Annotated in this window: 11 protein-coding genes; 1 reads left to right on the top strand and 10 read right to left on the bottom strand. The window is 63.1% G+C overall.

Translation table 11 applies throughout. The features are described from left to right. Window positions 1-17 precede the first annotated feature (17 nt). The 5 genes from N554_RS0132125 to ltnD all read right to left on the bottom strand — a co-directional run bounded on the left by N554_RS0132125 (window position 18) and on the right by ltnD (window position 7,577). Entirely contained in the window at window positions 18-1,214 is a 1,197-nt protein-coding gene (locus N554_RS0132125) for an efflux RND transporter periplasmic adaptor subunit (RefSeq protein ID WP_029587190.1), read from the bottom strand. Further along, the gene (locus N554_RS0132120; RefSeq protein ID WP_029587189.1) at window positions 1,204-4,389 is read right to left on the bottom strand and encodes an efflux RND transporter permease subunit; all 3,186 of its coding nucleotides are present in this window, start codon (window positions 4,387-4,389) and stop codon (window positions 1,204-1,206) included. Before N554_RS0132120 ends, N554_RS0132125 begins: the two co-directional genes overlap by 11 nt. A gap of 185 nt (window positions 4,390-4,574) precedes the next feature. Then, the gene (gene otnK, locus N554_RS0132115; RefSeq protein WP_029587188.1) at window positions 4,575-5,852 is read right to left on the bottom strand and encodes a 3-oxo-tetronate kinase; all 1,278 of its coding nucleotides are present in this window, start codon (window positions 5,850-5,852) and stop codon (window positions 4,575-4,577) included. Next, the gene (gene otnI, locus N554_RS0132110; protein WP_029587187.1) at window positions 5,849-6,631 is read right to left on the bottom strand and encodes a 2-oxo-tetronate isomerase; all 783 of its coding nucleotides are present in this window, start codon (window positions 6,629-6,631) and stop codon (window positions 5,849-5,851) included. The genes otnK and otnI overlap by 4 nt, the downstream gene beginning before the upstream one ends. Before the next feature lie 25 nt (window positions 6,632-6,656). Then, on the bottom strand, window positions 6,657-7,577 hold the full coding sequence (gene ltnD, locus N554_RS0132105; protein WP_029587186.1) for an L-threonate dehydrogenase: 921 nt from the start codon (window positions 7,575-7,577) through the stop codon (window positions 6,657-6,659). A gap of 117 nt (window positions 7,578-7,694) precedes the next feature. Here ltnD and N554_RS0132100 point away from each other — a divergent pair, with 117 nt between their 5' ends. Continuing rightward, a complete protein-coding gene (locus N554_RS0132100; protein ID WP_029587185.1) occupies window positions 7,695-8,369 on the top strand; it encodes a 3-oxo-tetronate 4-phosphate decarboxylase in 675 nt (224 codons plus the stop codon). A 36-nt stretch (window positions 8,370-8,405) separates the two neighbouring features. Here the strand turns inward: N554_RS0132100 and N554_RS0132095 are convergent, their stop codons facing one another. The 5 genes from N554_RS0132095 to N554_RS0132075 all read right to left on the bottom strand — a co-directional run bounded on the left by N554_RS0132095 (window position 8,406) and on the right by N554_RS0132075 (window position 13,092). Next, entirely contained in the window at window positions 8,406-9,110 is a 705-nt protein-coding gene (locus N554_RS0132095; protein ID WP_029587184.1) for an ABC transporter ATP-binding protein, read from the bottom strand. After that, window positions 9,094-9,825, bottom strand: coding sequence for an ABC transporter ATP-binding protein (locus N554_RS0132090; protein ID WP_029587183.1), 732 nt, complete (start codon window positions 9,823-9,825; stop codon window positions 9,094-9,096). Before N554_RS0132090 ends, N554_RS0132095 begins: the two co-directional genes overlap by 17 nt. Continuing rightward, a complete protein-coding gene (locus tag N554_RS0132085; protein WP_029587182.1) occupies window positions 9,822-10,802 on the bottom strand; it encodes a branched-chain amino acid ABC transporter permease in 981 nt (326 codons plus the stop codon). Before N554_RS0132085 ends, N554_RS0132090 begins: the two co-directional genes overlap by 4 nt. Beyond that, window positions 10,802-11,680, bottom strand: coding sequence for a branched-chain amino acid ABC transporter permease (locus N554_RS0132080; RefSeq protein WP_029587181.1), 879 nt, complete (start codon window positions 11,678-11,680; stop codon window positions 10,802-10,804). Before N554_RS0132080 ends, N554_RS0132085 begins: the two co-directional genes overlap by 1 nt. Before the next feature lie 167 nt (window positions 11,681-11,847). After that, window positions 11,848-13,092: an ABC transporter substrate-binding protein gene (locus N554_RS0132075; protein WP_029587180.1), complete on the bottom strand. Its 1,245-nt coding sequence runs from the start codon at window positions 13,090-13,092 to the stop codon at window positions 11,848-11,850. Window positions 13,093-13,094 lie beyond the last annotated feature (2 nt).

Below are 13,094 nucleotides of genomic sequence, written 5' to 3'. Positions count from 1 at the left end.
GGCTGCGGCGTTCGCCTCTATCCCTTCACGTCCTGCTTCTCCGAGGCCGTCGCCGGCTTGGCGCCCTTGGCGCCGGAGACGCGAACCTGATCACCGTCGGCGATGCCGTCGGGCGGTGCCACGATGACGCGGTCATCCGCCGAGATGCCCGACGCGAGCTCAATATCCTTGCCGAGATCGCGTGCGATGGTCACGGTCTTGAACAGCACCTTGTCGTCCGGACCGACGGTGGCGACCCGCAGGCCGCTCTGGTTGAAAATCAAGGCACTGGCAGGGATGTGTAGCGGAGCGGCGTCGCGCTGCAGGCTCATGCGCACATTGGCGTAGCCGCCCGGCATCAACTCGCCCTTGGGGTTGTCGAGCGCGAGCTGCATCCGCGTGGTGCCGGAACCGACGTCGACCGATTGCGAGGAAGCCTCGACCGTGGCGGCAAAAGTCCGGTTCGGATATTCCGGCATCGAGATCACCGCCTTGGCGCCGATCTTGATCGCGGGCACGTAGCTCTGGGGCACGTTAACATAGACCCGCAACTTGCTGATGTCGGAGACCACGAACATCGCCGGCCCGCTGCCGCCGCCGGCATTGATCAGGGCGCCGACGTCGGTATCGCGCGCGGTGACCACGCCGTCGAACGGCACGGTGATCTTCTTGTAGCTGGCCAATGCTTCCAGACGTTCGACATTGGCCTGACCGGAATTGACCGCGGCCTTCTTGTTCGAGAGGTCGGCGGTGCGCTCGTCGATTTCCTGCATCGAAACGAAATTCGAGGCGATCAGCGATCTGCGGCGGGTCAGCGTCGCCTCGGACAATTTGGCGCTGGCCTGCTGGCTGGCGAGATCGGCGCGGGCCTGCAGCAATTGCTGGTCGAGATCGGGCGCCTCGATTTCCGCGATCACCTGGCCGGCCTTGACCTGGGCGCCGATGTCGGCACTCCAGCTTTTCAGATAGCCACTGACACGCGCAAAGATCGGCGCGCGGTAATAGGCCTCCAGCCGGCCCGGCAGATCGATGGTGGCACTGAGAACTCTGGCGTCGGGCAGCATCACGGCGACCGTCGGTATCGCCTGGTTATCGGTCCATTCGCGGAGCTTGGCGCCGGAATCCTCGCGGGCCCGGATACCGGTTACAACCACGAGCAGGGCCGCGGTGACCGCCACAACTCCAAAGATGCCCAACTTCCGGCGAGAGACCGGCGAGCCGTGTTCAGTGGGCATGTGTCGTCTCCGGTAAGGCGGCGGCTTTGGCGCCCTGTTTCTTATGTACCATACTAAAAACCACGGGAACAAACATCAACGTCGCCGTGGTCGCGAAGATCAGGCCGCCGATCACGGCGCGTCCGAGCGGTGCGTTCTGCTCGCCGCCCTCGCCGAGGCCGAGCGCCATCGGTGTCATGCCGATGATCATCGCCAGCGCCGTCATCAGCACTGGGCGGAAGCGCACGAAGCCGGCTTCGAGCGCCGCCGCAATCGGGTCGCCCAGCTCTTCGTAGCGCTCGCGGGCAAAGCTGATCACCAGCACGCTGTTGGCGGTGGCGACGCCCATGCACATGATGGCGCCGGTCAGCGCCGGCACCGACAGCGTGGTCTGGGTCGTGAACAGCATCCAGATGATGCCCGCGAGGGCTGCCGGCAGCGCCGATATGATCACGAACGGATCCGACCAGGACTGGAAGTTCACCACGATCAAGAGGTAGATCAGCACCACCGCGGCCAGCAGCCCAAACAGCAGCCCGGAGAACGCACTGTTCATGGTCTGCACCTGGCCGAGCAGCACCACCGTTGAGCCCTTCGGCACGTCCTTGGCGGTATCGGCGATCGCGGTCTTGATGTCGGCGGCGACGGCGCCGAGATCGCGGCCTTGTGGCGTCGCATAGATCTGCACCATCGACACAATGTCGTATTGCGAGACTACCGCGCTGGAAGTCGATCGCGAGATGTTGGCGATGCCGCCGAGGATCGGCGGCGCGGCGGTCGTCCCTGCGGTAATCGGCAATGTCTCCAGCGCGCTCAGCGAGTCCATCCGGTATTGCGGCGTCTGCATCACGATCGAATAGGACACGCCATTGTCGGGGTTGAGATAGTAGGTCGGCGCGACCTGCGAACTGCCGGCGAGATTGACGACCAGGCTGTTGGTGACGTCGCGCTCGGTCAGTCCGACATACTGCGCGCGGGTGCGGTCGACATCGATGTTGAAGCCGGGATTGTTCGGCGATTGCTGAATGCGCGCGTCGGCGATGCCGGGGATGCGCCGGATCCGGCTCAGCAATTGATTGGCATAGGCGAAATTCGCCGCCATATCGGCGCCGCGGATCTGAAGGTCGATCGGCGCCGGCGCGCCAAAATTCAGGATCTGGCTGACGATGTCGGCCGGCAGGAACGCGAACGTCATGCCGGGAAACGCACGCGGCAATTGCTCGCGCAGCGCCTGAACGTACTCGTCGGTGGGCCGGTGACCCTCCTTCAACTTGATCTGGATGTCGCCATCCGCCGGACCGATCACGCCGGTGTTGTTGTAGGTCATGTTGATACCGCTGATCGGCATCCCGATGTTGTCGGCCAGGGTCTCGATTTCCGACGGTGGAATGATCTTGCGGATCGCCTTTTGCACGTCGGCCAGTTGATTGGCGCTTTCCTCGACGCGGGTGCCGACCTGGGTACGTACATGCATCAGGATTGAGCCGGCATCGACCGAGGGAAAGAAATTCCGCCCGAGATACGGCACCAGCAGGAACGAAAGCCCGACAAGGCCGAGAAATCCGATCACGAACACCGGCCGCCGCGCCATCGCCAGCGTCAGCAGATCGCGGTAGCCGCCGCGCACGCGCTCGAACCCTGCCTCGAAAGCACGCTGAAACCGCACCAGCGGATTGCGCGTCGGCGGCGGGCCTTCGCCTTCGGCGTGCTGCACATGCGGCAGCAGCAGGTACTTCGCCATCGTCGGCACCAGTGTGCGCGACAGCAGGAACGACCAGATCATCGCGAACATCACCGCTTCGGCCATCGGCACGAACAGGAAGCGCGCCACGCCCTCCAGGAAGAACATCGGCACGAACACGATGCAGATGCACAATAGCGAGACGAAGGCCGGCGTCACAATCTGGTTGGCGCCGTCCATGATCGAGGTTTCGACATCCTTGCCTTGTTCCAGATGCCAGTTGATGTTCTCGATGGTGACGGTGGCGTCGTCGACCAGGATACCGACCGCGAGCGCCAGGCCGCCGAGCGTCATGATGTTGAGGGTCTCGCCGATCGCCGACAGCATCACGATGGCGCCGAGCACCGAGAGCGGGATCGAAACCGCGATGATGATGGTGGAGCGCCAGCTACCCAGAAACAGCAGGATCATCACGCTGGTCAGCAGCGCGGCGATGACGCCTTCAAAGGCGACGCCGGTGATGGCGCCGCGGACGAACAGCGACTGATCACCGATGAAGCCGATCTTGAGCGCGTCGGGCAAGGAATCCTTGACGTCGATGACCTTCTGCTTGATCCCGGCGATGATATCCAGCGTCGAGATCGAGCCGGCCTTCAGCACCATCATCAGCACCGAGCGGTGGCCATCGACGTGAACGATATTGGTCTGCGGCGGATTGCCGTCGCGCACGCTGGCGACGTCGCGGACATAGACCGTGGCCCCGTTCATCGTCTTGATCGGCAGATCGCCAAGCTCTTCCATTCTCAGCGGCGAGTTGTTGAGCTGAATGTTATATTCGAAGCTGCCTATCTTCTGCGTACCGACCGGTGTGATCAGGTTTTGTGCAGCAAGTGCGTTGGCGACGTCCTGCCCCGACAGGCCGCGGGACTGCAGCGCCGTCGGATTGAGGTCGATTTGCACCTGGCGCTGCTTGCCGCCGAACGGATAGGGAATCGCGGCGCCGGGCACCGTGACCAGTGGGGTGCGCAGCTGATTGATGCCGATGTCCGCGAGATTTTGTTCGGTGAGACCCTCGCCGGACAATGCGACCTGGATGATCGGAACCGTGGACGCACTGTAGTTCAGGATCAGCGGCGGCGTCGCACCAGGCGGCATCTGCTTGATCAGCGTCTGCGAAATCGCGGTGACCTGGGCGTTGGCGGTGCGGATATCGACGTTGGGCTGGAAAAAGATTTTGACGATGCCGAAGCCATTATAGGAATTGGCGACGATGTGTTCGATATCGTTGACGGTGGTCGTCAGGGCGCGCTGAAACGGCGTGGTGATGCGTCCGGCCATCTGATCCGGCGGCAGGCCGGTATACTGCCAGACCACGCCGATCACGGGGATACGAATGTCGGGAAAAATATCGGTCGGCGTGCGCAGCGCGGCGAGCGGTCCGATAATCAAGAGAAGCAGCGCGAGCACGACGAAAGTATACGGCCGGCTCAGCGCGATGCGGACCAGTGAGATCATAAAGCCGACATTCCCCCCGGCGGAAGGGCGCGGAGCTCGCGCCAGAAAGCCATCCGTTGGCGCTGATTTACCCGAACTGCAGCAAATAGCCAACCTTCGAGGTGCCGCCCGCGTTCACTTCCGTGATACCCCTCCCGAGTTGCATTAACGCACAAAATATCGGCAGATGAAGGTGTTGCCGTCGCTCAGCGCATCAGCTTGAGCGCATCGGAGAAAAATTCCGGACCGCCGAAGTTGCCGGACTTCAGCGCCAGCAACATCTCGCCGTCCTTTGCGCCGACGGCACGCAGCACCGGAACGCCGGCGGCGATCTCAGCGCCCACCAGAAAGCCCGGGATCCCCAGGCGATCCACCACCGCGCCGGAGGTTTCGCCGCCGGCGACCACCAGCCGCCGTACGCCTGATTGCACCAACCCCTCGGCGATGTCGGCCATCGCCTGCTCGATCGCATGGCCCGCGGCATCGCGGCCATGCCGCGCCTGCAGGGCCGTGACCTGGTCCGGCGTCGAACTGCTGGCGATCAGGATCGGGCCTTCTTTCAACCGTTCGCGGGCCCAAGCCAGCGCGCGCTTCGCTTCAGCTTTTCCTGTAACGACCTGCTCGGCATCGAGATGCAGCACCGGCATCGCGCGCTCGGCGTTTGCGATCTGCCGCAGCGTCGCCTGCGAACAGCTGCCGGCGAGGCAGGCTGCCGGTCCGCCGACCGGAGCGTTGGAAATCGCGTTCGGCGCATTCGATTTGACACGGTGGGATGCGACCAGCGCGCGGGCGAGACCGAGCCCGAGGCCGGATGCACCAACGGAAACGCGGTGATCCAGCGCGACCGCGCCGATGGTCTCCAGATCGGGTTCGAAAACGGCGTCGGCGATGGCTGCGCCGATGCCTTTGCCCGAGAGATCGGCAAGGCGCGCGCGGACGGCCTCTGGTCCGCGCGCGATATCAGCGAGATCGACCAGCCCGGCCTTGGTCTTGCTCTGGCGTGTGAGCACCCGGACCAGATTGGAGTCGTGCATCGGATTGAGCGGATGATCCTTCAACGGGCTTTCGTTCAGCGGCACCGAACCTACGAACAGATTGCCCTGATAGACCGTGCGGCCGGTTTCGGGAAACGCCGGCGTCACCAGCACGATCGCGTCTCCGGAATCGGCGCGCAGCGCATCCATCACGGGCCCGATATTGCCGGCGTCGGTAGAATCGAAGGTCGAGCAAATCTTGAACAGCACATGGCCCGCTCCCCGCCCGCGCAGCCATTTTTCCGCGGCGCGCGAGCGTGTCACCGCAAGACCGGCTTCGATTGACCGGCTCTTCAGCGACACCACCACCGCATCGACCTCGGGCAGCGCAAGATCCTCCGAGGGCACGCCGATGGTCTGCACGGTGCGCAAGCCGCAACGGGTCAGCGTATTGGCGAGATCGGATGCGCCGGTATAGTCGTCGGCGATGCAGCCCAGTGCCAGCGTCACGGTTTCACTCCAGCGTAAGGTTTGAACCAACCGAGGCCATCGGTGGTCTTGCCGCGCGGGTTATATTCGCAGCCGACAAAACCGTCATAGCCGAGCCTGTCCAGTTCACCGAACAGGAACGGATAGTTCAATTCTTCACCGTCCGGCTCGTTACGCGACGGTATGCTGGCGATCTGGATATGGCCGATCACAGGCATCATCTCGCGCAGCCGCATCGTCACGTCGCCATGGATGATCTGGCAGTGATAGATATCGAACTGCAGTTTCAGATTGGGGATTTGCAGGTCGACGATCAGATCGCGCGCGAACGCAAAATCGTTGAGGAAGTAACCGGGCACGTTGCGCGGATTGATCGGTTCGATCACCACATCGAGGCCATAGGGCTTAAGAAACTCGGCGGCCCATACCACCGATTTTTGAAACGCCGCGACGGCCTGCGGCTCGCTGCGGTTGGCAATGCCCGCCATCAAATGCAGGCGCTTGACGCCGGTCGCCTGCGCATAGGGCAGCGAGGTGCGCAGGCTCTGCTGCAAATCATCGAAGCGGTCCGGCAACGCCGCAAAGCCCTTTTCGCCGGCGTCCCAATTGCCCGGCGGCAGGTTGAAGAGCGCTTGCGTCAAACCGTTGCGACGTAACCTTTCGCCTACCGCCTCCGCCGGATGATCATAGGGAAACAGGAATTCCACGGCCGTGAATCCCGCATCTGCGGCTGCGTCGAAGCGGTCGAGGAACGGGACTTCGTTGAACATCATGCTGAGATTGGCGGCGAAGCGGGGCATCGGCGGTCCTCTTAATTGTTTACGGCTATTTCGGTTCGCCCGGCAGATGCGTACCGGTGACGCGGGCATACATCCGCGCCACCGAGGCATCGTCGTCGCGGCCCATGCCGGAGGCCGCTGTCATCAGAAACATCTGCAGCGCCGCTGCGGCCACCGGCACCGGAAATTTCGCTGTCCGCGCCATGTCCTGGATAATGCCGAGGTCTTTGACGAAGATCTCCACCGCGCTGCGCGGCGTGTAATCGCCATCGAGCACATGCGGCACGCGATTCTCGAACATCCAGGAGTTTCCGGCCGATGCGGTGATCACCTCATAGACTTTGCGGATATCGAGGCCCTGCTTGGCGGCGAACGTGATCGCTTCCGAGGCGGCGGCGATATGTACGCCGGCCAGCAACTGGTTGATCATCTTGAACGCGGCGCCCTGCCCCGCGGCATCGCCGAGTTCATAGAGTTTTGCCGCCATCGCATCGAGCGCGGGCCTCGCCTTGGTGAAGGCGGCGGCGCTGCCCGATGCGAGAATGGTAAGCTCGCCCTGCGCCGCGCGTTGCGCGCCGCCGCTGATCGGCGCGTCAAGATAATGCCGGCCGGCCGGCTCCAGTTGTTTCGCCAGCCGTCGCGCGATATCCGGATCCATGGTTGCCGAGGAGATGAACACGCCGCCCTTGGCCAGCGTTTCGGCGACGCCGTCCTTGCCGAACAGAACGGCTTCGGTCTGGGCGGCGTTGACGACCACGCTGACCACGATGTCTGCGCGCTTTGCGGCTTCCGCCGGCGTCGTTGCGCCACCGCCGCCGTCGGCGACGAACCGCGCCACCGCATCGGCCGAGACGTCGCAGCCGGTGACTTCAAAGCCCGCGCGGCGGAGCGAGGTTGCCATGCCAAAACCCATCGAGCCCAGCCCGATGACGGCGACGCGCGGTTTTGCGGTTACGGATTCAGGCATGCGGCGATCCCTTGGTTTCCTCTTTGGCCGAAATTCAGAGGCCGGCTTTGCCCTTCGGTATCACGGCTTGGCCGCGCTGCCAAAGCGTGAGAAAAGGCTAAAAATGAGGATGCTGCCATGACCGAAACGAAGGTCCGCGAGGAAATTTGCCGCCTCGGCCGCTCGCTGTTCGAGCGCGGGCTGACGCCGGGCTCGTCGGGCAACATCAGCGTGAAACTCGACGACGGTGGCTGGCTGGTGACGCCGACCAATGCCTCGCTCGGTTCGCTGGACCCGGCACGGCTGTCGCGGCTCGGCGCCGACGGCCGGCTCGTCTCCGGTGACGCCCCCACCAAGGAAGTACCGTTGCATACGGCGCTTTATCAGACGCGCGGCACCGCGCGTGCGGTGGTGCACCTGCATTCGACGCATTCGGTCGCACTGTCGATGCTGCCGGAAATCGATCCGCGCGCCGCATTGCCGCCGATGACGGCGTATTACCTGATGAAGTGCGGCGCCACCGCGCTGGTACCGTATTATCGGCCGGGCGATCCGGCGGTTGCCGACGCGATCAAGGGGCTTGCCGGAAAATATTCATCGGTGCTGCTCGCCAATCACGGCCCGGTGGTATCAGGCGATACCCTGGAAACAGCGGTATTCGCCATCGAGGAACTGGAAGAGACCGCAAAACTCTATCTGCTGCTGCGCGGGCTGAACCCGCGCTATCTGACGCCGGCGCAGGTGGCCGATCTGTCAAAGACGTTCGGGCTGACGCTGCCGGAGCATTCGCCACACACGCGGCCCTCATCCTGACAGGATGAGGATGGCGTGGGCGGAGATACCGCAACGCTACAGCCCCAGATACGCCTTGCGCACGTCGGGGTTCGTCTTGATATCGGCCGCGCTGCCTTGCATCAGCACGCGGCCGGTCTGCAGGATATAGGCGCGGTCGGCGATTTCGAGGCACTCCGCCATGCGCTGCTCGACAATGAGCACGGTCATGCCGGCATCGCGGATGCGTTTCACCGCCGCGAAGATCTCGTCGACCAGTTTGGGCATGATACCCTGCGACGGTTCGTCCAGCATCAACAGCCGCGGCCGCGTCATCAGCGCGCGGCCGATCGCCAGCATCTGCTGCTCGCCGCCGCTGAGCGTTTCGGCGCGCTGCTCCAAACGCTCCGACAACCGGGGAAACAGCTTGAACACCAGCGCCAGCGGTTCGTTGCGATCCGGCTGGCTGCGATAGAGATAACTGCCGAGCCGCAAATTGTCGTGCACCGACAGCCGCGGAAACAGCCGGCGGTTCTCCGGGACATAGGCGATACCGCGCGCGGTGATCATATGCTGCGCCATGCCGTCGATGCGACTACCATCAAAGGTGACCGCACCGTAGCGCGGCCGCTCGGCGCCGGCGATGGATTTCAGCAGCGTCGACTTGCCGGCGCCATTTGCGCCGGCGACGCAGACGATCTCGCCCTTGGCCACCTCGATACTGACGGCCGAGACGGCAACCAGCCCCTGATAAGCGGTGGTGATTTCATGCACCGACAGCATGACGATCCCCAAGATAGGCGCTGATGACTTTCGGATCGCGAACGATGTCGGTCGGCTTGCCCTCGACCAGCACCTTGCCGAGATCGAGCACGATGGCGCGGTCGACCAGCGGCATCACGATCTCCATGACGTGCTCGACCATTAGTACGGTGACGCCGGTGGCGCGTACCCGGCGCACCAGTTCGACGCCGGTCTGTGCCTCGATCGGCGTCAGGCCCGTGAGCACTTCATCGAGCAGCAGCAGTTTCGGCTCGGTCGCAAGCGCACGCGCTACCTCGAGCCGGCGCTTCTCGGACGGGATCAGCGCGCTGGCGAGCACGTCGGCGCGGGCGGCGAGGCCGGCAAATTCCAGAACTTCGTGGGCCTTGCGGCGCGCCTCGCGCATGATGGTGGTGCGGACCAGCGCGCCGACGATGACGTTATCGATGACCGTCATGGTCTCGAAGCTTTTCACGACCTGGAACGTGCGCGCGATGCCGCGCTGGCAGCGCTCCGCCGCCGGCAGCGCGGTGACGTCTTCGCCGTCGAACCAGATCGAACCCTGCGTCGGCGGCAGCACCCCCGCGATCAGATTGAAAAGCGTCGACTTGCCGGCGCCGTTGGGACCGATCAGCCCGACGATCTCGCCGCGCCCGACGGAAATCGAGATGTCGCTGTTGGCGACCAGGCCACCGAACCGCTGCCACACGGCGCGGGTTTCGAGCAAGGGTGTCATCGGGCCGCTCCCTTGCGCCGGCGCGAGAACAGTCCGACCAGGCCCTCGGGCCGCGCCAGCGAGATCAGCACGATCAGCGTGCCGTAGACAATCAGATCGACGCCGCGACCGGAGCCGCCGATGAAGGAGCGCGTGAGTTCGGTGAGCGGAATCAGGATAACGGCGCCGAGCACCGGTCCCCACAGCGTACCGATGCCGCCGAGCACCGCGGGCAAAGCCATCAGCAGCGAGAACTGGAAACCCATAACGCTTTCGGGATCGATATAGGACACGAATTGCGCGTAAAAGCTGCCGCCGACCGCGGTAAGGAATGCCGAGACGGCGGCGGCACCCATCTTGGAATTGAACACGACCACGCCGAGGCTTTCGGCGGCGTCTGGATTGTCCTTCACGGCACGCCACCAGTAGCCCCACTTGGAATCCTCGAGCCACCAGGTCACGAGCCAGGCGATGCAGGCCAGCGCCAGCGCGAAGTAGAAATATGGCAGCTTGCTGCGGGTGAACTGAAAAGTGAGCCAGCTGTCGCGGCGGATCGGAATATCGATACCGAGTGCGGCGCCCGCCCAGTCCCAGTTATGGAACAGCAGCAACCCGATCTCGGCGATGACGATGGTGGCGATGACGAAGTAATGCCCGCGCAGGCGGAAGCAGGGATAGCCCAGCGCCATCGCGATCAGCGCCGAGATGATGCCGCCGCCGAGCATGCCGAACCACGGCAGCACCCCGAATTTGGTGAAGAGAAGCGCGGTGGTGTAAGCGCCGAGCCCAAAATACAGCGCGTGACCGAGTGAAATCTGCCCGCAATAGCCGCTGAGGATATTCCAGCTCTGCGACAACGCTGCGTACATCAGCGTCAGAACCATGATGTTCTGGACGTAAACGTCCTTCACGAACAGCGGCACCAGCGCGGCGACCGCCGCGAGACATCCCGCAACGATCAGGTCGCGACGGCGGCGCTGGGCAAAGGTCGTATCCATCACATCGACCCGAACAGGCCGCGCGGCCGGACGAATACCACCAGCAGATAGACCGCGTAGATGCCGACCGACTTCAGCGAGGGCGGCAGGATCAATGCGGTGGTCGCTTCGACGAGACCGACGATGATGCCGCCGGCAAAGGCACCGAACACGCTGCCGAAGCCGCCCAGCGCCACCGTGACATAGGCGATCAGCGCGAATGATGCGCCGACATCGGGATAGATGTAGAAGAACATCGCCATGATCGCGCCCGAGAGCCCGACCAGCGCCGCACCGAGGCCCCAGCCCAGCGCAAATACCCGGTTCTTGTCGATGCCGACCAGCGCCACCGCGCCCGCGTCCTCGCGAGTAGCTTCAAGGGCGCGGCCGAAGTCGGTGCGATTGATAAAGAAATACAGTGCGCCGAACGCCGCGATCGCCACCAGCGCGCCAACCAACTGCGGCACCGGCAGGAAGACGCCGGCAATCGACACGGTCTTGCCGCCGAGCCATGAATGCGTGACGCTTCGATAGTCCGGCGTGAAGAAGAACTGCGCGAGGCCGCGCATGACGATCGCCAGCCCGAAAGTCGAAAAAATCTGCACCATGCCGGCATTGGCTTTCGCCCTGACCGCGAAGCGCACGATCAGGAGATAGACCACCGCACCGAACACGAACAACGCCGCCGCGACCAGCGGCGCCGACAGCAGCGGATCGATGGCAAAGAACGCGAACAGAAAGAACGTCGCGTACATGGCGATCATGAGGAATTCGCCGTGGGCGAAGTTCACGACGTCCATCAGCCCGAAGATCAGCGCCAATCCTACGGCAATCAGCCCGTAGAGCAGCCCCATCAGCAAACCACTCGCCAGGCTCTGGATGATTGTTTCGGCGGTCAAAGGCATGCCCCCATCGCACGTCGTCCCTGCGAACGCTGGGACCCATAACCGCCGGAAGCGTATTTGAAGGAAGGACGTGAGGCCACGATGAAAACGGTACTCCCGGGCGTATGGGTCCCTGCGTTCGCAGGGAGGACGTTGCGCTTGTGATCCAAAAAGTCGATGGCCTACTTCATCGGCCAGATGGCTTCGGCGACCGCGGCCTGAGCCGGGAAAATGGTGACGAACTTGCCGCCGGTATATTGCAGCAGCACCGGATCGGCGTCGTTGTTCTGCCCCATCTCGTCGAACTTCACCCGCTTCCAGGGCATGATGGTGGCTTCGCCGGGCATGTCTGTCGCAATAAGGGCTTCGCGAATCTTCTCGCCGTCGGTGGACTTGGCGCGATTGATGGCATCGGCCATCACGATCAGGCCCATGAACTGGCGCGACGAATAGTCATTGAAATCCTTGCCGGACTTGGTGCGGTACATCTCGTTAATGGCACCAACCATCGGCCGCTTGGCCGCGAGATCGAGCGAGAAGCTGCCCCGCGAAATCACGCCTTCGAGTTTATCGCCGACCGCGTCGTACAATGCTTTTTCGGAGAAGCCGGCGTCCTGGGCGACAATGTTTTTAGGCTTGTAGCCAAGTTCCGCCATTGTCTTGACAAGCAAAATACCGTCCGTCGTATAGCTCGATGGCATCAGCACGTCGGCATTGGCGGCTTTGAGCTGCTGTACCTCGGCGGTCAGTGAAGGCGAGTTCGCGCGATACTTGATGTCGGCGACAACCTTGTATCCGCGGCTGGCGGCGAGCTTCAGTTGCGTATTGGACGAGTCGGTGCCGAAGATCGTGTCTTCGTGGAACAACGACAACGTCTCGATCTTTTGACCCTTCTTCTTCAGCGCGTCGAAAAAATCGAACATCGCTGCCGAGAACATTTCGTCATGCGGCGCCGCGCGGAAATAGAACTTCAGGCCACGACGGTGCAAACTTGGTGACGAATTGTCGGCCGAGATGAACGGGATTTGATAGCGCTCGCAGATTTGGCTGACGGTGACCGCGACCGCGCTCTGATAGGTGCCGACGATGGCGCAGACTTTTTCTTGAGTAATGAGGCGCTCCGCCTCGGCGCGCCCCTTTTGCGGATCAGCCTGGTGATCGGCAAACACCAAGCGTACCTTGGCGCCGCCGAGACCTGAAAGCCCCTCGCCCTTGGCTAGCGGCAGTGCGAAATCATAGTTCTTGTTGATGAGGTCTGCTGCCGTCTCGAACGCCTTTTGCGCATCGACGCCGATCTGCGCACTGGCGCCTGACAGCGGATAGATCACGCCGATCACCACTTCGGATGTTTGCGCGCGGGCCGCGATCGGCAAGAGCGCAGCGGTGGCGGTGGCTCCAAGCAACACATTTCGGCGAGTGATGGTCATTG

The organism is Bradyrhizobium sp. URHD0069, assembly GCF_000701345.1.
Lineage (GTDB): Bacteria > Pseudomonadota > Alphaproteobacteria > Rhizobiales > Xanthobacteraceae > Bradyrhizobium.
Note: the sequence above shows the minus strand (reverse complement) of the source record. Positions and strands in the feature narration are given on the sequence as shown.